The sequence below is a fragment of the Pseudomonas alkylphenolica genome (assembly GCF_000746525.1).
GTDB lineage: Bacteria > Pseudomonadota > Gammaproteobacteria > Pseudomonadales > Pseudomonadaceae > Aquipseudomonas > Aquipseudomonas alkylphenolica.
In genome coordinates this window covers 1,954,050-1,980,540 of record NZ_CP009048.1, presented here as the reverse complement: position 1 = coordinate 1,980,540, position 26,491 = coordinate 1,954,050, and the positions used below count along the sequence as shown (strand labels likewise).

The window sequence follows — 26,491 nt, the reverse complement described above, 5'->3', positions numbered from 1 at the left end:
TTCGGTATGAAGCACGCACCGCGCACCTCTGGCGCCTCAATATTCATCCTGGTTGGCCTGGGGGTGATCATCGCCCTGCTCGGCCTGGCGCTGGCCGCTGGCGGCGTGAAACTGGTCAGCCTGGGTGGCTCCTGGTACTTCCTGATCGGCGGTCTGCTGATGGCTGTTTCCGGCCTGCTGGTCGCGCGCCGCAAGCCGGCAGGTGCCTGGCTGTACGCCGCGTTCCTGGTCGGCACCGCGATCTGGGCCCTGGCGGATGTCGGGCTGGTGTTCTGGCCGCTGTTCTCGCGCCTGTTCATGTTCGGCGCCATCGGCCTGGCGCTGGCGCTGGTCTACCCGATGCTGGCCCGCGCTGCGGGTAATACCCCTGGCCGCAGTGCCTATGGTGTGGCCGGCGTACTGGCCGTAGCGCTGGTCATTGCCGCTGGCAACATGTTCGTCGCCCACCCCAGCGTTGCCCCCACTGGCAATGGCCCTGGCGTAACCGCAGTTGATCCGGCCAATGCTCAGAAAGACTGGGCGCACTACGGCAACACCGAAGGCGGTAGCCGTTTCGCCGCGCTGGACCAGATCAATCGCAACAACGTCAACCAGCTAAAGGTGGCCTGGACCTATCACACCGGTGATGTGGCCTTCAGCGACGGCAACGGCGCCGAAGACCAGCTGACACCATTGCAAATCGGCAACAAGGTGTTCATCTGCACCCCGCACAACAACCTGATCGCCCTCGATGCCGACACCGGCAAAGAGCTGTGGAAGAACGCAATCAACGCCAAGTCGGCAGTCTGGCAGCGTTGCCGTGGCATGGCCTACTTCGATGCCACCGCGCCGATCGCACAACCGACCCAGGCCACCGCCTCGGCGATCATCGCCGCCAGCGTACCGGCCGGCGCCAACTGCCAGCGGCGCCTGTTGACCAACACCATCGACGCCCGCCTGATCGCCGTCGACGCCGATACCGGTGAGTTTTGCCAGGGCTTCGGCAACAACGGCCAGGTCGATCTCAAGACGGGCCTGGGCAACGTCCCGGACAGCTACTACCAACTGTCGTCGGCACCGCTGATGGCCGGCACCACCGTGGTCGTCGGCGGGCGTATTGCCGACAACGTCCAGACTGATATGCCAGGCGGCGTGATCCGTGGTTTCGACGTTATCAGCGGGCAAATGCGCTGGGCCTTCGACCCGGGCAACCCCGAGGACAGGAACGCCCCGAGCGGCGACAGCACCTACGTACGCAGCACCCCCAACAGCTGGGCGCCGATGTCCTATGACCCGGCGATGAACACCCTGTTCCTGCCAATGGGCAGCTCTTCCACCGTCATCTATGGTGTCGAGCGCACTGAGCTGAACCACAAGTACGGCGCTTCAGTGCTGGCCCTGGACGCCAGCAGCGGTGAAGAGAAATGGGTATACCAGACTGTACACAACGACCTCTGGGACTTCGACCTGCCGATGCAGCCGAGCCTGATCGACTTTACCAAGGCCGACGGTCTGTCTGTTCCGGCACTGGTCATCGGCACCAAGGCCGGGCAGATTTTCGTCCTCGACCGCGCCACCGGTAAACCGCTGACCCAGGTCGAAGAAGTCGCGGTCAAAGCGGGCAACATTCCCAACGAACCCTACTCGCCGACCCAGCCAAAATCGGTGGGCATGCCACAGATCGGCGCCCAGCAACTGACCGAGTCGGACATGTGGGGCGCCACGCCGTACGACCAGCTGCTGTGCCGCATCGACTTCAAGAAAATGCGCTATGACGGGCTCTACACGGCGCCCGGCACGGATCTGTCGCTGAGCTTTCCGGGCTCGCTGGGCGGAATGAACTGGGGCAGCATTTCCACGGATCCGGTGCATGGCTTTATCTTCGTCAACGACATGCGCCTGGGTCTGTGGATCCAGATGATCCCGTCGCAAAACAGTGGCCAGGCCAGCTCCGGCGGTGAAGCACTGAACACCGGCATGGGTGCTGTGCCACTCAAAGGCACACCGTATGCGGTGAACAAGAACCGCTTCCTCTCGGTCGCCGGCATTCCCTGCCAGGCGCCACCGTTCGGCACCCTGACCGCCATCGACATGAAGACGCAAAAAGTCGCCTGGCAAGTGCCGGTGGGCACCGTCGAAGACACCGGCCCGCTGGGTATCCGCATGCACCTGCCGATCAAGGTCGGCTTGCCGACCCTCGGCGGCACTCTGTCGACCCAGGGCGGCCTGGTGTTCATCGCCGGCACCCAGGACTTCTACCTGCGCGCCTTCAACAGCGGTAACGGTGAGGAAGTCTGGAAAGCCCGCCTGCCGGTAGGCAGCCAGGGCGGCCCGATGACCTATGTGTCGCCGAAAACCGGCAAGCAGTACATCGTCATCACCGCTGGCGGCGCGCGCCAGTCGACTGATCGTGGCGACTATGTAATGGCTTACGCCCTGCCTTAATCCTCTGACCTTTTCGCGGGGCAAGCCCGCTCCCACAGGCTGATCAAACAGCCTGTGGGAGCGGGCTTGCCCCGCGAAAGGCTGCTCGCACGAAAAGACCTCAGGAAAGCTCCACAATGTCATCCGCTCATATCCACCTGTCCTCGTGGCTACTCATGGCCCTTGCCAGTGTCACCTCCCTGCCCGGACAGGCCGAAGACAACCTCACCACCCGAAACACGCTTACCGGCGACTGGGGCGGTCTGCGTCAGCACCTGAACGAGCAAGGCATCAGGTTCACCGGCGACTACAGTGGCGAGACCGCCTACAACGCCGCTGGTGGCCTGCACCACTCAGCGCGCTACTCGCAGAACATCAAGCTGGGTGTGCAATTCGATCTGGGCAAGCTGTATGGCCTGGAAAACGGCGACAAGATCCAGCTGACCGTCAACGACCGTCGCGGCAACAGTGCCTCGGAAGATCTGGTCGGCAACCGTCTGCCAATCCAGGAAAACTACGGCGGCCTCTATACCCGCCTGACCGAACTGAGCTACGAGCGCAGCCTGTTCACCCCGGCACTCAACGTCAAGCTCGGCTACATGGCCATGGGCAACGACCTCGGCGGCCTCGACAGCGGCATCCTCTGCAACTTCATGAACGCCGGTTTCTGCGGCCATCCGCTGAACATGTCGGGCGGCAGCGGCTGGACCAACTACCCCAACGCGCATCTCGGCGTGCGGGTGAAGTACGACCTGTCCTCGGCCTGGCAACTGCGGGTCGCCGCCTTCAACGTCGACCCCGAGAGCAACGGCAATTCCAGCCGCGCCTGGCACCTGGGGCCCAAACACAGCACCGGCACCGTAGTGCCGGTTGAGCTGGTGTACAAACTGCAGGGTGAACTGCCCGGGGAATACAAACTGGGCTACTACTACGACAGTTCCGATGCCAAACGCATCGGCAGCGACAACGAAGTAGCCGGCCGTGAGGGTCACTACCTGCTGATCGACCAGGCGCTATGGAACTCGCAAACCACAACGGGCCGTAGCTTGCATGCCTTCGGCCAGTACTCGGCGGCAAGCAGCGCCGCATCGCCGTTCAGCACCTGGTATGGCGTCGGCATGGTCCTGTACAAGCCCTTCGCAGGCCGAGCGCGCGACACCGTTGCCCTGGGTTACGGGCGCGCCGTACCCAACCCGCGCAGCCGCGACGTCCAGCAGGATGCCGCACTGGCCAATGGCGAGGCCTTCCCGAACCTGGACAGCGCCGAACAGCTGATCGAACTCAGCTACGGCTACCAGGCCACACCCTGGCTGACATTGCGCCCGGACTTGCAGTACATCGTCGAACCCGGGGCGTTTTCCGGTGAGCAGATCGACAATGCGCTGGTTCTGGGCTTGCAGGTCAAGGCTACGTTCTGAGCGCAAAAGCGCAGCTCCCAAAGGGTGGCAATAGCCCGTGGCAAAACTTTGCCATGCAATTGCTGGCTACTTGAGCGCCTGTCACACTGCCGGCTGGCCCATCCACCGCACGGAATGCCCATGCCATCACCGATCCAGCTCGCCCCCGCCATCCCGGTCCTGCGCATCTTCTGCGTCGAAAAAGCCAAGGAGTTCTACCTGGACTTTCTCGGTTTCACCCTGGACTGGGAACACCGTTTCGAGCCCGAACTGCCCCTGTATGCCCAGGTGCGCCGTGACGGGCTGATCTTGCACCTGAGCGAACATCATGGCGATGCCACTCCCGGCTCGACAGTGTTTGCCCGCGTCGAGGACATCGTCGCCTTGCAGAACGAGCTGACAGACAAGCGCTACAGCTATTCCCGCCCTGAAGCGATCCACGTCGGCTGGGGCCTGCAGATGGAGATCGCCGATCCGTTCGGCAATCGTCTGCGTTTCTGTCAGCAGATCGAAGGCTGAGCTGGCAACACGGTGCATAACCCCCAGAAAAGACAAGGCCCCGTCCATTGCTGGCGGGGCCTTGTTTTACCTACTGCCTAAGGTCAATCATTGGTACCCGCCCCGCGATTGGCGGTGGTCGTGGTACGCATCGAGGTCAGCAGGCAAATCGTCTTGACTTCATACTGCGCCTGCCTGTGCAGCAGGTCAAGCCTGCAGATGAGTCAGCGGCAAGGGCCCATGAGGCTTAACCGTCTGGATGGCAAAGTTGCTGCGAATATCGCTCACCCCCGGCAGTTTGAGCAATGTGTCGATCAGAAAGCGCTCATAACTGCGCAGGTCCGGCACCACCACCTGCAGGAGAAAATCCGACTCGCCGGACACCAGGTGCGCAGCAATGACTTCCGGTAACGCCAGTACCGCCTGCTGAAAGGCCTGGGCCGCCGGCTCGTGATGACGCTCGACCTTGACCCCGACAAACACCGTCAGGCCCAGGCCCACTTCATCACGGTCCAGCTGGGCCGCATAGCCCTTGATCAGCCCCGCCTCCTCCAGCAACCGCACCCGGCGCAGACAGGGTGACGGTGACAGGCCGATCAGTTCGGCCAATTCGACATTACTCAGGCGCGCGTTGCGCTGCAGGGCATCGAGAATCTTGCGGTCAAAAGCATCCAGGGTGATTTTTGGCATGATCTGTATTTTCCATTACTGATCCTGGCAGTTTATATCAATACAGCCCCGTAGCAGCGCAACAAACGCAAGCACCTGCCAGCCCTTTCGGGCTTAGAATTTTCTCCAGTCTGTTGCTTGCCTGGGGATTGTCCGATGACTCAATACAGCTTGTTTTGCGCAGCCCTTCTGGTGGTTTACCTGGTGCCGGGGCCGGACATGTTCCTGCTGCTCAATACCGGCGCCAGCGAAGGCCGACGTCAGGCACTGATGACCGCGCTGGGCCTGGCCCTGGCCCGCGCGGCGCATGTCAGCCTGGCAGCCCTGGGCCTGGCCGCCCTGCTGCGCAGCCACCCCTGGGCGTTTGATCTGCTCAGCATCGCCGGCGGCCTGTACCTGGCATGGCTCGGCTGGCAGCTGCTGTGCGCGCCAGTCACCCCATTGCCAGCGAGCACTGATATCACACGCCGCTGCGGCCATTGGTCTGCGGCGCTGAAGAAAGGCCTGCTGACCAACCTGCTCAACCCCAAGGCGCTGCTGTTCTGTTCAGTGCTGCTGCCACAGTTCATCAGCCAGGAGGCAGGTCCGGTCGGACATCAGTTCGCAATTCTCGGTACGGTGCTGGTGGTCGTTGGCCTGGTTTTTGACAGTTTCTATGCCCTGAGCGGTGATCGCATCGGCCGCTGGCTGGCCGCCAGCCCGTGGAAACAAAAGCTGCAAAACCGCCTGTTCGGCACCTTGCTGATCGGCTTCGGCGCGCGCCTGGTGCTGCTGCGTGAGCTGGCGGGCTGAAAATTTCACTGCGACCATGGTCCAATCCTATGACTGGGCGTTCCCGATCCGCACGGGATGTATTATCGTGGCTGCGTGCGCGATAACAGACGCCTGAGCGATCAGGCATATGCAAACCGATTCGAGGGTGCCATGAGTAACGAAAGCATTAACTGGGACAAGCTGGGCTTCGACTACATCAAGACTGACAAGCGCTACCTGTCCTACTTCCGTAATGGCGAGTGGGACAAGGGCACCCTGACCGAAGACAACGTGCTGCACATCAGCGAAGGTTCGACCGCGCTGCATTATGGCCAGCAATGTTTCGAAGGCATGAAGGCCTACCGCTGCAAGGACGGCTCGATCAACCTGTTCCGCCCGGACCAGAACGCCCTGCGCATGCAGCGCAGCTGCGATCGCCTGCTGATGCCACAGGTGCCTACCGAACAGTTCATCGACGCCTGCAAACAGGTGGTCAAGGCCAACGAACGCTTCATTCCGCCATACGGCAAAGGTGCACTGTACCTGCGTCCGTTCGTTATCGGCGTAGGCGACAACATCGGTGTGCGCACCGCGCCGGAATTCATCTTCTCGATCTTCGCCATCCCGGTCGGCTCGTACTTCAAAGGCGGCATGACCCCGCACAAGTTCCTGATTTCCGATTACGACCGTGCTGCCCCACAAGGCACCGGCGCGGCCAAGGTCGGTGGCAACTACGCGGCCAGCCTGCAACCGGGCTACAAGGCCAAGCAAGCCGGTTTTGCCGACTGCATCTACCTTGATCCGCTGACCCACACCAAGATCGAGGAAGTCGGTTCGGCCAACTTCTTCGGCATCACCGCCAATAACGAATTCGTCACCCCGAAATCCGCCTCCGTGCTGCCGGGGATCACCCGTCTGTCGCTGATGGAACTGGCCGAATCGCGTCTTGGCTTGAAGGTGATTGAAGGCGACGTGCTGATCAATGACCTGAAACGCTTCAAAGAAGCAGGTGCCTGCGGCACCGCGGCTGTGATTACGCCGATCGGTGGCATCCACTACAACGGCGAGCTGCATGTGTTCCACAGCGAGACCGAAGTCGGTCCGGTGACCCGCAAGCTCTACGACGAGCTGACCGGCATCCAGAGCGGCGACATCGAAGGCCCGGCGGGCTGGATCGTCAAGGTCGCCTGACCCACAGACCCCGCCTGATGGCGGGGTTTGTTTTTCTGTAGGAGCGGATTTATCCGCGATGGGTCGCAGCGCGACCCCAAAAATCGGGACTGCTCTGCAGTCCATCGCGGATAAATCCGCTCCTACATGAATTTTTCTTTAACCCGGGCACCGCCTATTCTTTGGCACAATCAAGTCTCTACTCGCCGCCCAGGTATTAGCATGCCCCGCGTACTGACTATCGAAGACGACGCCGTGACCGCTCAGGAGATCGTCGCCGAGCTTTCCAGCCATGGCCTGGAAGTGGATTGGGCCGACAACGGCCGCGAAGGCCTGGCCAAGGCCATTGCCGGCGGTTACGACCTGATCACCCTCGATCGTATGCTCCCCGAGCTCGACGGCCTGACCATCGTCACCACTCTGCGCAACCTGAAAATCGCCACGCCGATCCTGATGATCAGCGCCCTGTCCGATGTCGACGAACGGGTGCGCGGCTTGCGTGCCGGTGGCGACGACTACCTGACCAAGCCTTTCGCCTCCGACGAAATGGCCGCCCGTGTTGAAGTGCTGCTGCGGCGCAACAGCGTGCCGATGGCGCAGACCCGCCTGCAGGTCGCCGACCTGGAACTGGACCTGATCAGCCACGAGGCGCGGCGCGGCGAGCAGACCCTCAACCTGCTGCCCACCGAGTACAAGTTGCTGGAGTTCCTCATGCGCCACGCCGGCCAGGTGATCACCCGGATGATGATCTTCGAGGAAGTCTGGGGCTATCACTTCGACCCCGGCACCAACCTGATCGATGTGCACATCGGACGCTTGCGCAAGAAGATCGATGCCGCTGGCCAGACCCCGCTGATTCGGACCGTGCGGGGCTCGGGCTATGCCATTGCCGAACCCGTCTAAGGGCTGGAGTTCTTCGACCAGCCGCCTGCTGGCGCTGTACAGCTTTCTGTTCGTGGCCTGGAGCAGCGTCCTCATGGGGGTGTTGTACTTCGAGGTCTCGGGCTATCTGAACAAGCTCACCCGCCATTCGCTGCTGCAACGCCAGCACCTGTTTGCGCACATGAGCGGTAAACAGCTGGACGACGCACTGATCGCCAGCCAGGCCTTCGAAGAGCGCAGTTTCGATGCCTATGGCCTGTTCGACGCCCAGTTCAACCCCTTGGGCGGGCAGATCCGCCAGCTGCCAACCGAGCTGGGCCTGGACGGCAAGATCCACGAACTGAGCCGCTGCCTCGACGCCGACGACCCACACCTGCCGCGCGACAGTTGCGACGCCGTGGCGATCAAGGTCCGTGATGGCCGCTGGCTGGTGCTGGTACGTGACAACGGCTCACTGTTCGTGGTTACCCGCATCATTCTGCACGCCCTGCTCTGGGGCCTGTCGCTGACCATCATCCCCGGCATCGCCGGCTGGTACCTGTTGCGCCGCCGGCCGCTCAAGCGCATCCGCGCGATCCAGGCCACCGCCGAACAGATCGTCTCCGGCGACCTGACCCAGCGCCTGCCGCTGTCCCAGCGCCGCGATGAACTGGACATGCTCGCTGCCATCGTCAACGCCATGCTCGACCGCATCGAGCGCCTGATGCATGAGGTCAAGGGTGTCTGCGACAACATCGCCCACGACCTGCGCACCCCGCTGACCCGCCTGCGCGCCCAGCTCTATCGTATTCGCCAGCAGGCCGGCGACGAGTCACCCCAGGCTGAAGCGCTGGAGCAGGCGATTGGCGAAACCGACACCTTGATGGCACGTTTTCGCGGCTTGCTGCGCATCAGCGAGCTGGAGGATCGTCAACGCCGGGCCGGGTTTGTCGAACTCGACCCGCGCGCCCTGCTGGTGGAAATGCACGATTTCTACCTTCCACTGGCTGAAGATGGCGATATTCGCCTGCGCCTTGATGTGCCTGCACAACTGCCGCCGCTCAATGGTGACCGCGAGCTGTTGTTCGAAGCGCTGGCTAATCTACTCGGCAATGCCATCAAGTTCACCCCTGCGGGCGGTCAGGTGCGCATGGGCGCCAGCAGCGAAAATGGCGTGGTGAAAATCGCGGTGGAAGACAGCGGACCGGGGATTCCCGAGGATGAGCGTGAGGCGGTGTTGAAGCGTTTCTATCGCAGCGAGGAAGGCCATCGTCACCCGGGGTTCGGGCTAGGACTGTCGGTGGTTGCGGCGATTGTCGACCTGCATGGCTTTGCCCTGGAGGTCGGGGCCAGTGAGCTGGGTGGAGCGAAGTTGGTGTTGCATTGCCGGACCGGGGTGGTCGGTTAGGGCCATCGCGGGGCAAGCCCGCTCCCACCGGTGATCTCGGTGGGAGCGGGCTTGCCCCGCGATGTGGTCAGTCAGCCAGACGCCAGGTAGTGGCACCCTTGCTGTCTTCCAGCACCACACCCATGGCGGTGATCTGGTCACGGATGCGATCCGACTCTGCCCAGTTCTTGTCCGCACGCGCCTGCAGGCGCGCCTGGATCAAGGCTTCGACTTCAGCCGCATCGACCTTGCCTTCAGCGCCGGCCCGCAGGAAGTCGTCGGCGTCCAGTTGCAGCACACCCAGCAGGTCACCCAGCTGACGCAGACGACCGGCCAGGCCAGCCGCTGCCTCTGGATCACTTTCGCGCAGACGGTTGATCTCACGCACCAGGTCGAACAGCACGGCGCAAGCTTCAGGCGTACCGAAGTCGTCGTTCATTGCCAGGGTGAAACGCTCGACGTAAGTCTCGCCACCTTTGGCTTCGACGCGCGGCAAGCCACGCAGCGCATGGTAGAAACGCTCCAGGGCACCCTTGGACTCGCGCAGGCTGTCTTCGGAGTAGTTGATCGAGCTGCGGTAGTGGCTCGACACCAGCAGATAGCGCACCACCTCCGGGTGATACTTGTCGAGCACGTCGCGAATGGTGAAGAAGTTGTTCAAGGACTTGGACATCTTCTCGCCATTGATGCGAATCATGCCGCAATGCATCCACGAGTTGGCGTACTGCTTGCCGGTGGCGGCTTCGCTCTGAGCGATTTCGTTCTCGTGGTGCGGGAACTCCAGGTCGTTGCCACCGCCGTGAATGTCGAAGCTCTCGCCCAGGCAGCAGGTGGACATCACCGAGCACTCGATGTGCCAGCCCGGACGCCCCGCGCCCCACGGCGACTCCCAGCTCGGCTCGCCCGGCTTGACGCCCTTCCAGAGGACGAAATCGAGCGGGTCCTGCTTCGCTTCGTCGACCTCGATCCGCGCACCGATGCGCAGGTCTTCGATCTTCTTGCGCGACAACTTGCCATAGCCGACGAACTTGCCGACCCGGTAGTACACGTCACCATTACCTGGCGCGTAGGCGTAGCCCTTGTCGATCAGGGTCTGGATCATCGCGTGCATGCCGGCGATATGGTCGGTGGCACGCGGCTCCTGGTCCGGCGGCAGGATGTTCAGGCGGCGCTCGTCTTCGTGCATCGCGTCGATCATGCGGGCGGTCAGCGCGTCGAACGACTCGCCGTTTTCGTTGGCCCGGTTGATGATCTTGTCATCGATGTCGGTGATGTTGCGCACGTAGGTCAGGTCGTAGCCGCTGTAACGCAGCCAGCGGGTGACCAGGTCGAAGGCGACCATGCTGCGGCCGTGGCCCAGGTGGCAGAAGTCGTACACGGTCATGCCGCAGACGTACATCCGCACCTTGTTGCCGTCGAGCGGCTTGAAAACTTCCTTGGTCTTGCTAAGCGTGTTGTAGATGGTAAGCACGAGCGTTCCTCAGCTGCCCCACGAATCGCGCAGGGTCACAGTCCGGTTGAATACCGGGCGACCCGGCTGGGAGTCTTTCAGGTCGGCGCAGAAGTAACCTTCGCGCTCGAACTGGAAGCGGTCTTCTGGCTGGGCCTGGCCCAGGGAAGGTTCCGCACGACAACCAGTGAGTACCTGCAGCGAATCGGGATTGATGTTGTCGAGGAAGCTGCCGCCATCGTCGGTCTTCTCGGGGTTGGCCGAGCGGAACAGGCGGTCGTACAGACGCACTTCGCACTCGACGCTGGCCGCAGCCGGCACCCAGTGGATCACGCCCTTGACCTTGCGACCCTCAGGGTTTTTGCCCAGGGTGTCCGGATCATAGGAGCAGCGCAGTTCGACGATGTTGCCGTCGGCGTCCTTGACTGCTTCATCAGCGCGGATCACGTAGCTGCCGCGCAGGCGCACTTCACCGGCAGGCTCCAGGCGCTTGTAGCCTTTTGGCGGCTCTTCCATGAAGTCGTCGCGATCGATGTAGATCTCACGCTCGAACGGCAGCGCACGCATGCCCATGTCTTCTTTCGGGTGGCGAGGCAGTTCGAGGTTCTCGACCTGGCCTTCCGGGTAGTTGGTGATGACCACTTTCAACGGACGCAGCACGCACATGGCACGTGGTGCGGTACGGTCGAGGTCGTCACGGATGCTGAACTCGAGCATCGACATGTCGACCACGCCGTCGGAACGGTTGGTGCCGATCATTTCGCAGAAATTGCGGATCGAGGCCGGGGTGTAGCCGCGGCGGCGGAAACCCGACAGGGTCGACATGCGCGGGTCGTCCCAGCCGTTGACGTGCTGCTCGTCGACCAGTTGCTTGAGCTTGCGCTTGCTGGTGATGGTGTAGCTCAGGTTCAGGCGGCTGAACTCGTACTGGCGCGGCTTGGCCGGCACCGGCAGGTGCTCGAGGAACCACTCGTACAGCGGACGATGGCCTTCGAACTCCAGGGTGCAGATGGAGTGGGTGATGCCTTCGATGGCGTCCGACTGACCGTGGGTGAAGTCGTAGTTGGGGTAGATGCACCACTTGTCACCGGTCTGGTGGTGGTGGGCATGGCGGATGCGATAGAGGATCGGGTCGCGCAGGTTCATGTTCGGCGAGGCCATGTCGATCTTGGCCCGCAGTACACGCTCACCGTCCTTGAACTCGCCAGCCTTCATCCGGGCGAACAGATCGAGGTTTTCTTCGACACTGCGCTCGCGGAACGGGCTGTTCTTGCCTGGCTCGGTCAGGTTGCCACGGTATTCCTTGGCCTGCTCAGGGGTCAGGTCGCAGACGTAGGCGTTGCCCGACTTGATCAGGTCCACGGCCCAGTCGTGCAACTGGTCGAAGTACTCGGAGGCGTAGCGCACCGGGCCGGTCCACTGGAAGCCCAGCCACTGCACATCGCTCTGGATGGCGTCGATGTACTCCTGGTCCTCTTTGGCCGGGTTGGTGTCATCGAAACGCAGGTGACAGGCTCCGCCGAATTCCTGGGCCAGGCCGAAGTTCACACAGATCGACTTGGCATGGCCGATGTGCAGGTAACCGTTGGGCTCAGGCGGGAAACGGGTGACGATGCTGCTGTGCTTGCCCGAGTCCAGGTCGGCCTGCACGATCGGACGCAGGAAGTTCGCAGGGACGGCGGGAGCGCCTTTGGCAGCGGCGTTGGGAGCGGTGTCGGCAGTGGGCTTGCTCATAGGATCCTTGAAATACGGGTACACGGCCTGGGTAGGCCGACTGAATCAAAGCGCTTATCATAGCCGAAGCGGTCGAGCTGCCGACAGCGTCCGGCCGACAAACTGGCCCTATATTCGGTACTGGCGGCAAAAAAACTGCCGCAAGCCACGTATCGCGGGTTGTAGACTGTGCGTCAGGTTTGTATCGCGATCCTGCGCGACCCTACTTCAAATGCCTTGAAAGAGCGAATTCCAGCATGTCCAAAGTCAAACTGAGCACCAATCATGGCGACATCGTCATCGAACTGAATGCCGAGAAAGCCCCGATCACCGTGGCCAACTTCATCGAATACGTGAACGCTGGCCACTACAGCAACACCGTATTCCACCGCGTCATCGGCAACTTCATGATCCAGGGCGGCGGTTTCGAGCCAGGCATGAAAGAAAAGAAAGACAAGCGCCCAAGCATCCAGAACGAAGCTGACAACGGCCTGAGCAACGACAAATACACCATTGCCATGGCCCGTACCATGGAGCCGCATTCGGCTTCGGCGCAGTTCTTCATCAACGTCACCGACAACAGCTTCCTCAACCACAGCGGCAAGAACGTCCAGGGCTGGGGCTACGCGGTTTTCGGTAAAGTCACCGAAGGCACCGACGTTGTCGACAAGATCAAGACTGTTGCCACCGGTTCCAAGTCCGGCCACCAGGACGTGCCGGTTGAAGACGTGATCATCGAGAAAGCCGAGATCATTGAGTGATACTGCTGATCTCTGATCTGCACCTGCAAGAAGAACGCCCGGACATTACCCGGGCGTTTCTTGATCTGCTCGACGGTCGTGCGCGCCACGCCGAGGCGCTGTACATCCTCGGTGACTTTTTCGAGGCTTGGATCGGCGACGATGCCATGACGCCTTTCCAGACCACGATCTGCCAGGCCCTGCGCGCCTTGAGCGACAGCGGCACGCAGGTCTACCTGATGCATGGCAACCGCGACTTCCTGATCGGCGAAGCCTTCTGCAAGGCGGCTGGCGCCACCCTGCTGGCCGACCCCAGCGTGGTGCGCATGGGCGGCGAATCGGTGTTGCTGATGCATGGCGACAGCCTGTGCACCCTGGACATCGGCTATATGAAGATGCGCCGATACCTGCGCAATCCCCTGAGCCTGTGGATCCTCCGCCACCTCCCCCTCGGCACCCGGCAGAAGCTGGCGCGCAAGCTACGCAGCGAAAGCAAGGCGCAGACGCGGATGAAGGCCAACGACATTGTCGACGTGACGCCGGAAGAAGTGCCGCGGATCATGGCCGAATATGGCGTGCACACCCTGGTCCACGGGCACACCCACCGACCGGCGATCCACAAGCTGATGGTCGAGGACCAACCGGCGCGACGTATCGTGCTGGGGGATTGGGACCGTCAGGGTTGGGCGTTGCAGGTGGATGAGCAAGGGTTTCAGTTGCAGCCTTTTGCTTTTCCTTGAGACCTGATCGCGGGGCAAGTCGGGTCGCCGCACCGCCGCTCCCACCGGTGCTGTGGGAGCGGGCTTGCCCCGCGATTACTCAATGTCCTGCCGCCGCCGGCCCAGCCTTGGCGGCAAATGGCGGCCTGGCCAGCCACACCAATAAAATCAACCCAGCAAACACCCAGCCCATCAGGGTGAAGTAATCCACCGTCGACATCATGTACGCCTGACTGCTGAGCATGCGCTCCAGCTGCGCGTAAGACTGCACGTTCGCACCGCCCAGCTGATTGAGTGCTTCACGGGTGGCAGGCTCATAGGTGCTGATGCTTTCACTGAGATAGGCATGATGCTGGTCAGCCCGGCGAATCCAGATCCAGGTGGTCAACGAGGCCGCGAAGCTACCGCCCAGGGTGCGCAGGAAGGTGGCCAGCCCCGAGCCATCGGCGATTTGATGCGGTGGCAGGTCCGAGAGCAGGATGCTCAAGGTCGGCATGAAGAACAGCGCCACGCCAATGCCCATGAACAGCTGCACCAGGGCGATATGCTGGAAGTCCACTTCATTGGTGAACCCGGCACGCATGAAGCAGCTGGTGCCGATCGCCAGGAACGCCAGCCCTGCCAATAAACGCAGGTCGAACTTATGCGCGTACTTGCCGACAAACGGCGACATCAGCACCGGCAGCAATCCGATCGGCGCCACCGCCAGCCCCGCCCAGGTAGCGGTGTAGCCCATCTGGGTCTGCAGCCACTGCGGCAGGATCAGGTTGATGCCGAAAAAACCCGCATAACCGCCGACCAACACAATGGTGCCGATACGAAAGTTGCGGTGCACGAACAGCCGCAGATTGACCACCGGATGCTTGTCGGTCAGTTCCCAGATGATAAAAATCGCCAGGAACACCACCGAGATCAGGCTGCCGATCACAATGAAGCTCGACTCGAACCAGTCCAGGTCATTGCCCTTGTCCAGCACGATCTGCAGGGCGCCGACGCCAATGATCAGGGTCAGCAGGCCGATATAGTCCATGGGTTGGCGCTGGGTCGTGACCGGCCGGGTGCGCATCTGCTGACGCACCACCGCTGCGGCAAACAGGCCAATTGGCACGTTGATGAAGAAAATCCACGGCCAGCTGTAGCTGTCGGTGATCCAGCCGCCGAGGATGGGACCTGCAATCGGTGCCACCACCGTGACCATCGCCAGCAACGCCAGCGCCATACCGCGCTTGGCTGGCGGATAGACGGCGATCAGTAGCGTCTGGGTCATCGGGTACAGAGGGCCGGCAACGATACCTTGCAGCACCCGGAAACCCACCAGCTCCGGCATCGAGCGGGCGATACCACAGAGAAACGACGCCAGCACAAACAGCAGCGTGGCCCAGATAAACAGCTTCACCTCACCAAAGCGCCGGCTCAGCCAGCCGGTCAACGGCAAGGCAATGGCGTTGCTCACCGCGAACGAGGTAATCACCCAGGTGCCCTGCTCCGCACTCACTCCCAGGTTGCCGGAAATGGTCGGCAACGCGACGTTGGCGATGGTGGTATCGAGCACCTGCATGAAGGTTGCCAACGACAGCCCGATGGTGGTCAACAGCAGGCTTGGCGGGCTGAATGACGCGTTGTTGCTCATCGCTGCGCCGTCTTGCCAGGGCCTTGGCTGTTGTCATGGATCAGCCGCGCGATCATTGCATCGGCCTCGACCAGCTGGCGGTCATACACCTGGGTGGCAAACGATGCCTTCTGTGGCGGCAACTGCGCCAGCACCGGCCCGCTCTGGTCGTGCAGATCGACCGTGACCTGGGTCGACAGGCCGATACGCAACGGATGGGCGGCCAGTTGTTCGGCATTGATATGGATGCGCACCGGCACCCGCTGGACGATCTTGATCCAGTTACCGGTAGCATTCTGCGCCGGCAACAGGGCGAAGGCACTGCCGGTGCCGGCGCCGAGACTGTCGATGGTGCCGTTGTATTTGACTTCGCTGCCGTACAGATCGGCGACGATGTCCACCGGTTGACCGATGCGCATGTTGCGCAACTGGGTTTCCTTGAAGTTGGCGTCGATCCAGAGCTGGTCCAGCGGGATTACCGCCATGGTCGCGGTACCCGGCTGCAGGCGCTGCCCCAACTGCACGGTGCGCTTGGCCACGTAGCCGGTGACCGGTGCCACCAGGGTGGTGCGGGCGACGGCCAGGTAGGCCTGGCGCAAGTCGGCAGCGGCGGCCATGACTTGCGGATGCGAGGAGACCACGGTGTCATCGACCAGTGCGGTGGTCGTGTTGAGCTGCTGCTTGGCGTTGAGCAGCGCGCTCTGCGCCGAAGACAGGTCGTCACGGGCGTGGGACAGCTCTTCCAGGGAAATGGCCCCGCCGGCAGCGAGGGTCTTGCGCCGGTTGTAGTTTTCCTGGGCCTTGGTCTGCTCGGCCTGACGCGCCGCCACCTGAGCCTTCATGCCATCGACATTGCTGTACAGGCCGCGTACCTGGCGCACTGCACGGGCCAGCTGGGCCTCGGCGGACTGCAGCCCGACTTCGGCATCGCTGGGGTCGAACTCGATCAGCACCTGCCCTGCATGCACCAGATCACCGTCGTCGGCACCGATACTGACCACGGTACCGGTCACCAGCGGGGTGATTTCCACGACGTTGCCGTTGACATAGGCGTCGTCGGTCTCTTCGTTCCAGCGCCCGTACAGCGCGTGCCAGGCCCAGACTGCACCGCCGCCGACGACCACCAGCAAAGCAAGGCCAAGCAGCCAGGTTTTGCGTTTACCAGTGTTGTTGAGGTCTTGCGCTGGGCTGGCACTTTCCGGCGTGTTCATTTGGCACCTATACGCTGGGCTGTCAGGGTGTCGCCCGCCGCGAGCAGCACCTTGCTCAGCAGATTTTCCAGGGTCGCCAGTTCATCCGCGGCGAGCACGCCTACCAGTTCATTCATCGCCGCCGCGCCGATCTGCGGCAACTGATCGGCGAGCTTCTGGCCCTCCTCGCTCAGCGCCAGGCGCACCTGGCGGCGATCATCCGGACAGCGGCGGCGCAGGATCAGGTCTTTTTGCTCAAGGCGATCAAGCATGCGGGTCATCGAGCCACTGTCCAGGGACAGGAAACGACACAGTTCGGCGGGTGTATCGACGCCGTACTGGGCGACGATGATCAGCACCTTGAACTGCGCGGCGGTAACGCCGAAGTCCTGCAGGTGGCTGTCGAGAATGCGGTCTTTGACCAGCGCGGCGCGGCCCAGGAGCATGCCGATGGTGCAGGTCTGGAAGTTTTCGGGGGTGAAGTGCTGCATGAACGGAGATACCTGCTTAGGCAGTAAGTAACATAATGTTACTGCTTAGGCAGCCAACGTCAAGGCATTAATTAGCTTGCTTTGCATCTAGACCAACTTGCCCCACGCGCTTTTTGTGACCGGCCAACTGAAGACCAGAAGTTACGGATGCAATTTAGGAAGCGTCTGACATCAATTTTTTACCGCTCTTGGTAGCGTTTCCGGGAGTTTGCCCCAGCTCATTCGATGCCGAATGCCCTATTGACCTGGGTTCGGCGTGCTGACGAACTGACCGACAAGGAAGCCAGCCATGACTGTGCAACGACCGCCGAAAATCAGCGCCAATACCGCCGCCATGGCCAAAAGTGTCAAGGACATACGCTCTCCCATCGGCGTGTGCCCCTTGATGAACAAGAAGCTGCAGTTGCTACCGCTGCGTTACGGACTGGTTGAACACCTCGATCCGACCGCCGAGCTGACCCTGCCGTTCAAGATCAAGAGCCAGCCGCTGGGCATCCGCCTGCTGCGCGATGGTTACCTGTACATCATCGATGCCAACACCGGCTACCTGCACGAATACCGTGTCGAAAACGCCGAGATCAGCAAGCTGCTGTGGAACAGCAACGAGGTGACCGCCGATACGCGTACCACGTCGGTGGGCGAACCGCATTTGATCTTCACCCGGCAGCACACCTTGTACGCCTGTTACTCCGAAATTCAGTGGACGGCCTTCAAGTGCGCGCAAGTGCTCAAGTCAGGGGACGAGCGCCAGCGTTTGATGCAACGTGTCGAACTGCAGAGTGCCTGCCCGCTCTACGGCGGCGCCAACCTGTTGAGCACATCACAGGCGCAGAAATGGCTGGCGGAAGTGGCAGAAAACGCCCAGGTGCCGGACGCGTCAGGCGTCACCCAATTGCCGCCGTCCAAAGCCTTGCCCGACGGTGTCAACCCTGAGGAGAAAGTGCCGTACCACTGGGAAGACCAGCCGCTGTTCCACGACACCGAGATTGAAGCACTGACCAGTAAGGTACTCGGCGCCTACCAGAATGATTACCTGTTTCTGCTGCTGCGCGACGACATTGGCGTGATGCGCGATCTGGCCGCTGCCCAGCTGAAAGTCGCGGACTGGATCGAGCAGTGGAGTGCTGATGACAGGCGTCAGGCCCAGTACCTCAGCGGCGCTTACATCCAGTCCTTGTACGACGTCAACGACTCGCGTCTGCAGGCCTTGAGCGAAACGGATGCGGATATCCAGGCGCTGAGGGACGAGACCAGCGAGGCACAACAAGCGAGCATCTACGAATTTCTCAAGGTCCGTCGCGACCACAAGGATCCGGGGATCTTCGGCCCTGATCAGCACTGGCGCCGCGCGGCCGAAGTCAATGTCTATGCCCGGGCCTTCATCGACATGAAGGATGCCCTGGGCACGCTGCTTTATGAAAAACACCAGCGCACCATCAACAAGCTCAGCGTGCAGAGCTGGCAAACGCTGCACGGCAAGGAGCTGGGCCAGAGGGGCATCGACGATCTGGTCGATCGCGCCGCGATGGAAGCCTTCGTCATCACCGAGCAAAACCTGCTGAGTCACTGGCATGCGCGCCTGCAGAACATCCGTGACGATCGTCTCAACCTGTTCACTGCCGGCCACTTCCACCGTGCCGCCTGGTATTACGACTTCACCCTCGATGCCCAGATCCAGCACCGCCTGGAAACCGAGTTCGTTTGCGTAGCAGCGATGTGCGCGGATCAACAAGCCACGGAAAAACTGGCCGCCTACCTGGAGTCCAACCTGCTGACGGTGGTGCCCGGGCTCGACACCCTGACCTTGGCTGCACAAGCCGACGTGGCCAAGAAACTGGCTGAACTGAGCCAGTTCACCATCAGTGCCTTCACCGCACCGGAAAGTCTGGCCGGCGTCAATGTGCTGAGTAATCAGTTCCGCCTTCTGATGACCGAGCGCCTGCCCAATTACACCAAGCTGAATACCCAGTTCATCGGTTTGCAGAGCATGCTGGAGGAGGCCTACAACCCGGCGCATCAGTTGAAGGTTGCTGATCAACTGGAAAGGGCTCACGACAACTTCAAGCAGGCGCAAAACATTGACCCCAATGGCTACATTCGCCATATCGGGGCACCAGCGCGGCTGCAACTGCTGCGTGCATTCTCCCGCCAGGGCCTGACATTACGAACAGCCTCGGTAGCAGAAATAAGGGCGTTCAATGATGCCCGCGAGCAATCGATGAACCTGCGCAGTCAACTCAAGGAAACCTACCGGCTGCGCAACCGTGAATTGATGCGGCAATCCTCAGGTGTCGCCATGCCTGGCAGCGAAGCGGCCTATAACCAGCGGATCCAGCTGCTGAAAAACGCACTGCTGCCCCTGGAAGAGCGGCTGGCGGGCGCCTTGACCGTCGGTGGCGACAGCCCGGCGCAAATTGGCACGGTGATCGATGGCCTGGACCCGCAGTTGCGTACGGAGATGACCAGGACCGCGCGGGACTTCCGGGCCACTGGAACCTTTAACAAGCCGCTGTTAGCGGCGGTGAAGTCGAAAGGCGATGGGATCGCGTTGGTGCTGTTTGTTATTCAGGGGCAGAAGTTTATAGAGGCAATGAGCGCTATAGTAAAACCTAATCGCTCTTTAACTGATTGGGGAGTTCTCATTGATTCATTCATAGGCATGTCGGCAGCTGGGTTTGCAACCGTGCAAGGGTTGTCGGTGACGATTTTTCAAGCGCATATCGAACAGATGGAAAGTGCTGCCGGTAAGTTAAACACCATGAGCCGTTTGGGACTCTGGAGCGGCATTGCCGGATTCGGGGCGTTTGCATTTGGTGCTCTGGCGGCAACAATCGATTTGAGCAAGCACTCCCTTCAGTGGGCTAGAGCCTTGGCGAAAGGCAATTACAAGGGACTGAGCGCTACCACCTTGCAGATTACCGGCGATGGAATACTGGTGGGCACCAACACCTGGGCAGCCAAGCACACAGGCTCGATTATCAAGAACATCCTGAAAACACCGACCGAACTGCGCGCGTTGGCCTGGGCGGAGGCCAGTCCACGGCTTTTGGCTATCGGTGCACGTGCCAACCTGATAGGCCTGATCGGCACCGCCCTGCAACTGGCAGGTGAAGGCTTGTACAACTACTTCAATCTGGATGATCTGCAAGCGTGGATGCAAACCAGTACCTGGGGCAACAAATCCAGGCAGCGCAGCCTGCAAGACGAATGGAGTGAGCTAGCAAAGGTCGTGCAAAAGCCAACCTGTGAACTGATCCGCGATAACAAACGAACCTACCTGAAACTGGTGCTGCCCGGTATCAGCACCCAGGAAATGGACCAGCGCAAGTTGCAGCTACAAGCCTACCAACAGGGCCGTGACAACTACATACACCAGCCTTACAGGCCCACCCTGCCGCCAGTGCGCTGGAAAGAAAGCACCGCCATATGGGCCACGCGTTTCATCGTCGTCAGTGAAGAACAGCAAGCACTGACGCTGCATCTGCCGATTAATAATTGCGAGCAAACCTCGAGCTTCGCCCTGGCATTCACCATCGCCTACCAACTGGAAGCCGAGCGCGATGTGTTCCATCACACCACTTTTGTGCTGCGTGACCTGTACATCACCCGCGATTATGGTGTGACCATCATGACCGAGGGTATCTACCGACTCGACTCGGTGGAAAGCATGCCCACGGGAACGGGTAAGGCGCCTTTCAGACTGGTCATCAGAGACGAGCTGGCGACTGCCAATGTTTAGCAAACTGTTCAAACGCCAAAACAAAAGCACTGCCGCGGAACCTGCCCCGGACATTCGTAGTCAGCGGCCCTATGCCGGTGAAATACGGGTCAAGGGACTGAACGAGACCCTGTTTTTGTCGCCCCTGCCGGTGTACACCGGACAGGTCCAATCATCGCGTCGTAATTTTTCGGAGATGAACGAGACTTACCTAGAGCTGGGTGGTAGTAACCGGGGAATGGTTGAGCAAGGGAAGATATTGGCTGCCGGAATTTGGATGGTGTTGTTTACGGCTTTTATCCTTCCAGGTCTTGTTGTTTTGTTCGGTGTGTTGTTTTACCCCGAAAACTTTCCTGACCCACTTCATGACTTGCTTACTGGCCTCACTGTGTCCACCAAAACTTCTGTTCTGTTTATCCTTCCATTTGGCGCCTACGTATATGGAATGGTCTCCAGTGTTTACGAGGCTGCCAAAATCTACCCCGTCCGCTTCAACCGCCAGCGCCGCGAAGTCTGCTACGTCGACAACAAAACCCACCGCGTCCTGATCGTGCCATGGGAAAGTGTGGTCGCCTGGGTGAGCAACACTCAGGGTATCACCCCCTATGGCGCCACCCGCCAGTACACCCTGGGCATGGGGCTGGAAGACGAGGAACAAGACAAAGTGCAGTTTCTGCTGCTGCCACAACCCAGCGATGCCCATTCGCTCGGGATGTGGGCGTCGATCCGTAACTACATGGAAGACGGTCAACTGGTGGATACACCGAATCCGATGCTTGCTGCCATGGGATTGATTCCAACCGGGGATCGGCTCAAGCCCTACGAGGGGTTGCACACCTTTGAAATCGAACGTGAAGATGCGCGCAGAAGGTGCCATTTGAATGACGAGGGAGCTGACCTTTCAGCCAAAGAGCGTGAAAGGTTTGGCTATCCCCCGCGCAGCCCATGGCCCTTGCGCTTCTGGTACATCCGTCGCGTCCTAGTGTTCTGGAAAATGCCTTACCTGCTCGCTGAATGGGGCCATCGAGTCGGCCGTCCGACGTTACCGGAGCAGGTGCAGGCATGGTCACAGCCGCTGCCGCTGGAGCAGTGGGCAAAGCCCAGCCCGGCCTTGGTGAAAGCCAACCAGATCGTCAAAGTCGGGTGGGAACTGACCATTACTGGCCAGTTCCCCCCTAAGAACCGTACGTGCGCCTTTCAGCGCATACGGCTCAAGCCTTTACGAAGCTCCCAGAGGGAGCCGGTTTGCTCACGTGCAGACCACGCGTGTGGAGCTGGTTGTGACAGTTGGGGTGCAAGAGTACCCGATTGCCTAGTTCATCGCCACCGCCCAAAGAGCGGTGATTGATGTGGTGGTCGTGCCACCCTGTTTCCCTAGTGATCGGTTGCCCACATAGCTGACATAGACCGCTTTGGCTGGCGAATAGAGTGCCGATTTGTTTCCGGTATTTCAGCTGTTTCAGCATCCGGTCGGTCCTCAGTTTCTCGCCTATAGCTTCCATGGCCGGATCGTAGGGATTGTAATCCCCACTCACCTTCTTATGTCGCTCGATCGGTGTACTCGCAAGCGTGTACAGCTCGACCTCCCGTTTTGTTCCAGCTTCATCAGTCACCGTGGTGGCGAACACCCAGTTCCTATCGCCTAGGGATCGGAAATATTTCTTCCTTACCCAATCGAGGGTCTTGTTTGGGTGTCGCCTTTTCGCCCAACGCCAGAGTTTGATAAACACCCTGTAATCCATTCGGCTATACGCCTGCTTCGCGACTACTGGTTGGTGGTACAGCGCCCAGCCTCTCAGTTTTAGGTTGAGCATTCGGATCAGATCCTCCTGCTTGGCCGTCTTGTGAGAGTCGATCGCCTCTCTGATCTTGCTGTAGAACGCCTTGACGTTCTTCTTGCTCGGCTTGATCAGTAACGTTCCATCGTATTTCCGGAAATTCCATCCAAGAAAGTCGAAGCCTCCGTCGATGTGAACGATCCGCGTCTTTTTGAGTGAAAGCCGCAGTCCGCGCGTTGCGAGGAACTGCTCTACCCAAGGTTTTACTTCGTTTTCCAGCACCTCCGGGGAGGTGCCGGTGATTACGAAGTCGTCGGCGTATCGCACCACGTTCACCTTCAGCTTCTTCGCCCTTGACATCCCCAAGTGTTCCTTGAGGAGTGTTTCCAGACCATCCAGTGCCAGATTTGCCAGCGTCGGGGAGATAATTCCCCCCTGCGGCGTGCCTGCGTCCGTTGCGTGTAACTGCCCCTTGTGAATGACTCCAGCCTTTAACCACTGCCGAAGCATCCGTGTATCCGTGGGGGCGTTCCTTAATAGCCATTCGTGGTTGATGTTGTCGAAGAATCCCTCGATGTCCGCGTCCAATACCCAGCAAGCCGAGGCCCGCTTGGATAGGCACAAGAACAACTGCGCCATCGCATCCGCCGTACAGCGTTCGATCCTGAAGCCGTAGCTGTTCGGATCTCCTCGGGTTTCGGCGATGGGAGATAGGGCCAGCATATACAGCGCTTGCATGGCCCTATCCGTCATGGTCGGTATGCCCAAAGGGCGTTCCCGTCCATCCGATTTCGGGATGTAGACACGCCGTAATGGCCGAGCCTTGTATCCCCGCGTCTTCAATTGATCAACCGCATTCCATTTTGCGTTGGGTGTATCCCAGAGTTGCCTATCGACTCCCGCCGTGCGGCTTCCCTGATTTTCCGTGACTCTCCGTACAGCCAAGTATCTGGCCGACTTTGAGCGGGTAAGCATCCGTTGCAGGGACTTAACCTTGCGCCATTTGCTTTCCCGACAAGCCTTCGCAATTCGCAGCTGCATTTCCCGAACGTTCCGCTGAACTCGACGCCAATCGACGTCGTGCCACTGTTGCGGCTCGCTGGAAAGCGCAGACTCCGAGCATTGATGCTTGAGCGCTATCATGCTGCTTTCCTCTCATTGTTGAATCCACCCATGGAGAGGAGTGCACGTACTACTACCCCTGGTGGGGTCGAGTGCACCCCGCCAGGGCGGAAAAGCAAGGGTCATGGACCCAAGGGTTAATGAGACAGCTTCCTGTCAGTGTAATTGCGACGAAAGACCACGCAGAAGTCTGCCCGGTTTCCCGTGAGGTGATGTTTCAACCTCTATCCAGACTATTACGGTCTGGCATTCGCTTTTTCTGCGATCCCATACCCGCATAACTAACAGTGTTCCTTACGGTCCACCTGCCCTAAGGGCAGTTATACGGGCTTACCACGTTCCCTGTCTGTCACACGACTGGGTTAGGCCCCGCCTTTTCACCGGAGGTTATGATGGCGACGTACCCCCACATCCCACAGGGATATCCAACCTCGTACCATTTTGGTTCATGCCTAACAGCAGTTTTGGCATGGTTATCCTTACGGTGTTTATCAGCGATTCACTTGTGTTGGCCGTACCAGCCAGCCTAGCGCCTCAACCCGGTACTGCTCCGAGTCTCTGCATTCCTCCTCGCGGAAGAGATGCACCCATATGGGGGCTACGTTGTCTGACGGGCTTCACACACCACCGTTGCCAGTGATGCATGCCGTCGTAGGCTACCGTTGGTCGCACAACGAGTCCGCTACTGCTCCATAGAGGCGGCAGTTGGACAATGACAGACAGAGCTTTCGCTCATGTCTCCTGGAAGACCGAACCAAGACAGCAAGATAGCCGTTGGTCGGAAAGTAGATGCCTCCTGATTCAAAATGAGCAGGAGGAGACCCCTGCGGGGGTCGAATCCCCCGCTTGGGTTGGTATGTAGAGGGCTCTCCAAAACCGGATGCTGCTGGTTTTGCGGTCGTGCTACCGAGAGCTGAACGACCTTGGGTTTTGCCATCCGCCGCAGCGGTAAGTTCTTGAAGGCAATGAACTTCTGGGCGGTTTTGTTTCTTGGGGATGGATACCCAAGTATTCGATTTCCTCCCGGAAATCCCATCAAGCTGACCATACAGCTTGGTGGAGGAGACACGCTACGCGTGTCGCACGAGACGATGGATAAAAAAGGCGCGACCTTTGTCGAGGCCTGCAAGGCAGCGGGTTTACATTGATGGAGTTACAACGGGCGGGGTTGCTGAGATTCTCACTTATTGTAGGAGCCAGCCTTGCTGGCGATGCCCGGCACAGCCGTGCCAGTGCCAACCTACACCAGCCTTACAGGCCCATCCTGCCGCCAGTGCGCTGGAAGGAAAGCACCGCCATATGGGCCACGCGTTTCATCGTCGTCAGTGAAGAACAACAAGCACTGACGCTGCATCTGCCGATTCATAATTGCGAGCAAACCTCGAGCTTCGCCCTGGCTTTCACCATCGCCTACCAACTGGAAGCCGAGCGCGATGTGTTTCATCACACCACTTTTGTGCTGCGTGACCTGTACATCACCCGTTCTTATGGCGTGACCATCATGACCGAGGGTACCTATCGACTCGATTCGGTCGAGGACATGCCCCCCGGAACGGGCAAGGCGCCTTTCAAGTTATTCATCAAAGATGACCTGGCAACTGCCGATGTTTAGCAAACTGTTCAAACGTAAAGATAAAGTCGGCGTCACCGAGCCTGCCCCGGACATTCGCAGTCAGCGCCCTCGTGCTGGTGAGATCCGGATCAAGGGATTGAACGAAACCCTGTTCCTGTCACCTTTGCCGGTTTACACCGGACAGGTTCAATCATCGCGGCGTAATTTTTCGGAGATGAACGACACCTATCTGGAGCTGGGTGGTAGTAATCGGGGAATGGTGGAGCAAGGGAAGATCTTAGCGGCTGGCATTTGGATGGTGCTGTTTACGGCATTTGTTGTGCCTACTCTTATTTCTATAGGACTCGCGATATTTAATCCACCAGGAATAGATCGAAAATTTTTCGATCTTATTGGAGGTTTTTTAGAAGTATTTGCTGTCGGTGCGCTTTTACTTACTATTCCAATGGGCGCGTACGTTTATGGCATGGTCTCCAGCGTTTACGAAGCGGCAAAAATTTACCCCGTCCGCTTCAACCGCCAGCGCCGTGAAGTCTGCTACGTCGACGACAAAACCCACCGTGTTCTGATCGTGCCATGGGAAAGTGTGGTCGCCTGGGTGGCCAATACCCAGGGCGTCACCCCCTATGGGGCCACCCGCCAGTACACCTTGGGCATGGGGCTGGAGGATGAGGAACAAGACAAAGTGCAGTTTCTGCTGCTGCCACAACCCAGCGATGCCCATTCACTCGGGATGTGGGCGTCGATTCGCAACTACATGGAAGACGGTCAACTGGTGGATACACCGAACCCGATGCTGGCCGTGTTGGGGTTGATTCCGACCGGGGATCGGCTCAAGCCCTACGAGGGGCTGCACACCTTTGAAATCGAACGTGAAGATGCGCGCAGCAGGTGCCATTTGAATGACGAGGGCGCTGACCTTTCAGCCAAAGAGCGTGGGCGATTTGGCTATCCCCCGCGCAGCCCATGGCCCTTGCGCTTCTGGTACATCCGTCGCGTCCTGGTGTTCTGGAAAATGCCTTACCTGCTTGCCGAATGGGGCCACCGCAAGGGGCGCCCGACGCTGCCGGAGCAGGTGCAGGCATGGTCACTGCCGCTGCCACCGGAGCAGTGGGCAAAGCCCAGCCCGGCCTTGGTGAAAGCCAACCGGATCGTCAAAGAGGCGATGGATAAAAAAGGCGCGACCTTTGTCGAGGCCTGCAAGGCAGCGGGTTTACACTGATTGACCGTCAAGGAGCAGGCTTGTCTGG

Annotated in this window: 20 protein-coding genes; 13 read left to right on the top strand and 7 right to left on the bottom strand. The window is 60.0% G+C overall.

Going from position 1 to position 26,491, the window contains the following annotated elements; translation table 11 throughout:
- Positions 1 to 6: 6 nt before the first annotated feature.
- From PSAKL28_RS09280 to PSAKL28_RS09270, 3 genes are all read left to right on the top strand, one after another.
- Positions 7 to 2,424 carry a glucose/quinate/shikimate family membrane-bound PQQ-dependent dehydrogenase gene (locus PSAKL28_RS09280; protein WP_038609287.1) on the top strand — a complete coding sequence of 806 codons (2,418 nt, stop codon included), beginning with the start codon at positions 7 to 9 and terminating at the stop codon, positions 2,422 to 2,424.
- 155 nt (positions 2,425 to 2,579) lie between these two features.
- Positions 2,580 to 3,821: a carbohydrate porin gene (locus PSAKL28_RS09275; RefSeq protein ID WP_371261998.1), complete on the top strand. Its 1,242-nt coding sequence runs from the start codon at positions 2,580 to 2,582 to the stop codon at positions 3,819 to 3,821.
- A gap of 132 nt (positions 3,822 to 3,953) precedes the next feature.
- A complete protein-coding gene (locus PSAKL28_RS09270; RefSeq protein WP_038616374.1) occupies positions 3,954 to 4,319 on the top strand; it encodes a glyoxalase superfamily protein in 366 nt (121 codons plus the stop codon).
- Between the two features lie 186 nt (positions 4,320 to 4,505).
- Here PSAKL28_RS09270 and PSAKL28_RS09265 read toward each other — a convergent pair whose 3' ends face one another.
- Positions 4,506 to 4,979, bottom strand: coding sequence for an Lrp/AsnC family transcriptional regulator (locus tag PSAKL28_RS09265; protein WP_167335143.1), 474 nt, complete (start codon positions 4,977 to 4,979; stop codon positions 4,506 to 4,508).
- 144 nt (positions 4,980 to 5,123) lie between these two features.
- On the opposite strand from PSAKL28_RS09265, the gene PSAKL28_RS09260 reads away from it, so the two are divergent.
- From PSAKL28_RS09260 to PSAKL28_RS09245, 4 genes are all read left to right on the top strand, one after another.
- Complete coding sequence (locus PSAKL28_RS09260) at positions 5,124 to 5,759, top strand: LysE family translocator (RefSeq protein WP_038609280.1); 636 nt, start codon at positions 5,124 to 5,126, stop codon at positions 5,757 to 5,759.
- 132 nt (positions 5,760 to 5,891) lie between these two features.
- Positions 5,892 to 6,911 (top strand): branched-chain amino acid aminotransferase, encoded by a 1,020-nt coding sequence (locus PSAKL28_RS09255; protein WP_038609278.1) that lies wholly within the window; start codon positions 5,892 to 5,894, stop codon positions 6,909 to 6,911.
- A gap of 201 nt (positions 6,912 to 7,112) precedes the next feature.
- Positions 7,113 to 7,793, top strand: a complete 681-nt coding sequence (locus PSAKL28_RS09250) for a response regulator transcription factor (RefSeq protein ID WP_038609277.1) — start codon at positions 7,113 to 7,115, stop codon at positions 7,791 to 7,793.
- A complete protein-coding gene (locus tag PSAKL28_RS09245) occupies positions 7,771 to 9,159 on the top strand; it encodes a sensor histidine kinase (protein WP_038609274.1) in 1,389 nt (462 codons plus the stop codon). The genes PSAKL28_RS09250 and PSAKL28_RS09245 overlap by 23 nt, the downstream gene beginning before the upstream one ends.
- 67 nt (positions 9,160 to 9,226) lie before the next feature.
- Here the strand turns inward: PSAKL28_RS09245 and cysS are convergent, their stop codons facing one another.
- Both cysS and PSAKL28_RS09235 read right to left on the bottom strand, forming a co-directional pair.
- The gene (gene cysS, locus PSAKL28_RS09240) at positions 9,227 to 10,609 is read right to left on the bottom strand and encodes a cysteine--tRNA ligase (RefSeq protein ID WP_038609272.1); all 1,383 of its coding nucleotides are present in this window, start codon (positions 10,607 to 10,609) and stop codon (positions 9,227 to 9,229) included.
- Positions 10,610 to 10,618: 9 nt separating this feature from the next.
- Positions 10,619 to 12,322 (bottom strand): glutamine--tRNA ligase/YqeY domain fusion protein, encoded by a 1,704-nt coding sequence (locus PSAKL28_RS09235; protein WP_038609269.1) that lies wholly within the window; start codon positions 12,320 to 12,322, stop codon positions 10,619 to 10,621.
- 236 nt (positions 12,323 to 12,558) lie between these two features.
- On the opposite strand from PSAKL28_RS09235, the gene PSAKL28_RS09230 reads away from it, so the two are divergent.
- Positions 12,559 to 13,062 carry a peptidylprolyl isomerase gene (locus PSAKL28_RS09230; protein ID WP_038609267.1) on the top strand — a complete coding sequence of 168 codons (504 nt, stop codon included), beginning with the start codon at positions 12,559 to 12,561 and terminating at the stop codon, positions 13,060 to 13,062.
- Positions 13,059 to 13,781, top strand: a complete 723-nt coding sequence (locus tag PSAKL28_RS09225; RefSeq protein ID WP_038609265.1) for a UDP-2,3-diacylglucosamine diphosphatase — start codon at positions 13,059 to 13,061, stop codon at positions 13,779 to 13,781. The genes PSAKL28_RS09230 and PSAKL28_RS09225 overlap by 4 nt, the downstream gene beginning before the upstream one ends.
- A 79-nt stretch (positions 13,782 to 13,860) precedes the next feature.
- Here PSAKL28_RS09225 and PSAKL28_RS09220 read toward each other — a convergent pair whose 3' ends face one another.
- Genes PSAKL28_RS09220 through PSAKL28_RS09210 form a run of 3 tightly spaced genes read right to left on the bottom strand, consistent with a single transcriptional unit; the run spans position 13,861 to position 17,050 of the window.
- Positions 13,861 to 15,390, bottom strand: coding sequence for a DHA2 family efflux MFS transporter permease subunit (locus tag PSAKL28_RS09220; protein WP_038609263.1), 1,530 nt, complete (start codon positions 15,388 to 15,390; stop codon positions 13,861 to 13,863).
- A complete protein-coding gene (locus PSAKL28_RS09215) occupies positions 15,387 to 16,580 on the bottom strand; it encodes an HlyD family secretion protein (protein WP_038609261.1) in 1,194 nt (397 codons plus the stop codon). Before PSAKL28_RS09215 ends, PSAKL28_RS09220 begins: the two co-directional genes overlap by 4 nt.
- The gene (locus PSAKL28_RS09210) at positions 16,577 to 17,050 is read right to left on the bottom strand and encodes a MarR family winged helix-turn-helix transcriptional regulator (RefSeq protein WP_038609258.1); all 474 of its coding nucleotides are present in this window, start codon (positions 17,048 to 17,050) and stop codon (positions 16,577 to 16,579) included. Before PSAKL28_RS09210 ends, PSAKL28_RS09215 begins: the two co-directional genes overlap by 4 nt.
- A 289-nt stretch (positions 17,051 to 17,339) precedes the next feature.
- On the opposite strand from PSAKL28_RS09210, the gene PSAKL28_RS09205 reads away from it, so the two are divergent.
- On the top strand, positions 17,340 to 20,789 hold the full coding sequence (locus PSAKL28_RS09205; protein WP_038609256.1) for a toxin VasX: 3,450 nt from the start codon (positions 17,340 to 17,342) through the stop codon (positions 20,787 to 20,789).
- A gap of 1,190 nt (positions 20,790 to 21,979) precedes the next feature.
- Here the strand turns inward: PSAKL28_RS09205 and ltrA are convergent.
- The gene (ltrA, locus tag PSAKL28_RS09195) at positions 21,980 to 23,689 is read right to left on the bottom strand and encodes a group II intron reverse transcriptase/maturase (protein ID WP_038606054.1); all 1,710 of its coding nucleotides are present in this window, start codon (positions 23,687 to 23,689) and stop codon (positions 21,980 to 21,982) included.
- A gap of 902 nt (positions 23,690 to 24,591) precedes the next feature.
- On the opposite strand from ltrA, the gene PSAKL28_RS27615 reads away from it, so the two are divergent.
- From PSAKL28_RS27615 to PSAKL28_RS09185, 3 genes are read left to right on the top strand one after another with little or no spacing between them, the layout of a single operon-like run.
- Positions 24,592 to 24,816: a hypothetical protein gene (locus PSAKL28_RS27615; RefSeq protein ID WP_157687011.1), complete on the top strand. Its 225-nt coding sequence runs from the start codon at positions 24,592 to 24,594 to the stop codon at positions 24,814 to 24,816.
- Positions 24,816 to 25,280, top strand: a complete 465-nt coding sequence (locus PSAKL28_RS09190) for a hypothetical protein (RefSeq protein WP_157687010.1) — start codon at positions 24,816 to 24,818, stop codon at positions 25,278 to 25,280. The genes PSAKL28_RS27615 and PSAKL28_RS09190 overlap by 1 nt, the downstream gene beginning before the upstream one ends.
- On the top strand, positions 25,255 to 26,463 hold the full coding sequence (locus PSAKL28_RS09185; protein WP_257011870.1) for a DUF6708 domain-containing protein: 1,209 nt from the start codon (positions 25,255 to 25,257) through the stop codon (positions 26,461 to 26,463). Before PSAKL28_RS09190 ends, PSAKL28_RS09185 begins: the two co-directional genes overlap by 26 nt.
- Positions 26,464 to 26,491 lie beyond the last annotated feature (28 nt).

Coding starts and splice junctions, on each gene's coding strand:
- PSAKL28_RS09185 (WP_257011870.1), top strand. CDS start 25,255: ATGACCTGGCAACTGCCGATGTTTAGCAAACTGTTCAAACGTAAAGAT.
- PSAKL28_RS09220 (WP_038609263.1), bottom strand. CDS start 15,390: ATGAGCAACAACGCGTCATTCAGCCCGCCAAGCCTGCTGTTGACCACC.
- PSAKL28_RS09255 (WP_038609278.1), top strand. CDS start 5,892: ATGAGTAACGAAAGCATTAACTGGGACAAGCTGGGCTTCGACTACATC.
- PSAKL28_RS09190 (WP_157687010.1), top strand. CDS start 24,816: ATGGAGTTACAACGGGCGGGGTTGCTGAGATTCTCACTTATTGTAGGA.
- PSAKL28_RS09235 (WP_038609269.1), bottom strand. CDS start 12,322: ATGAGCAAGCCCACTGCCGACACCGCTCCCAACGCCGCTGCCAAAGGC.
- PSAKL28_RS09260 (WP_038609280.1), top strand. CDS start 5,124: ATGACTCAATACAGCTTGTTTTGCGCAGCCCTTCTGGTGGTTTACCTG.
- PSAKL28_RS09215 (WP_038609261.1), bottom strand. CDS start 16,580: ATGAACACGCCGGAAAGTGCCAGCCCAGCGCAAGACCTCAACAACACT.
- ltrA (WP_038606054.1), bottom strand. CDS start 23,689: ATGATAGCGCTCAAGCATCAATGCTCGGAGTCTGCGCTTTCCAGCGAG.
- PSAKL28_RS09245 (WP_038609274.1), top strand. CDS start 7,771: ATGCCATTGCCGAACCCGTCTAAGGGCTGGAGTTCTTCGACCAGCCGC.
- PSAKL28_RS09210 (WP_038609258.1), bottom strand. CDS start 17,050: ATGCAGCACTTCACCCCCGAAAACTTCCAGACCTGCACCATCGGCATG.
- PSAKL28_RS09250 (WP_038609277.1), top strand. CDS start 7,113: ATGCCCCGCGTACTGACTATCGAAGACGACGCCGTGACCGCTCAGGAG.
- PSAKL28_RS09280 (WP_038609287.1), top strand. CDS start 7: ATGAAGCACGCACCGCGCACCTCTGGCGCCTCAATATTCATCCTGGTT.
- PSAKL28_RS09230 (WP_038609267.1), top strand. CDS start 12,559: ATGTCCAAAGTCAAACTGAGCACCAATCATGGCGACATCGTCATCGAA.
- PSAKL28_RS09205 (WP_038609256.1), top strand. CDS start 17,340: ATGACTGTGCAACGACCGCCGAAAATCAGCGCCAATACCGCCGCCATG.
- PSAKL28_RS09275 (WP_371261998.1), top strand. CDS start 2,580: ATGGCCCTTGCCAGTGTCACCTCCCTGCCCGGACAGGCCGAAGACAAC.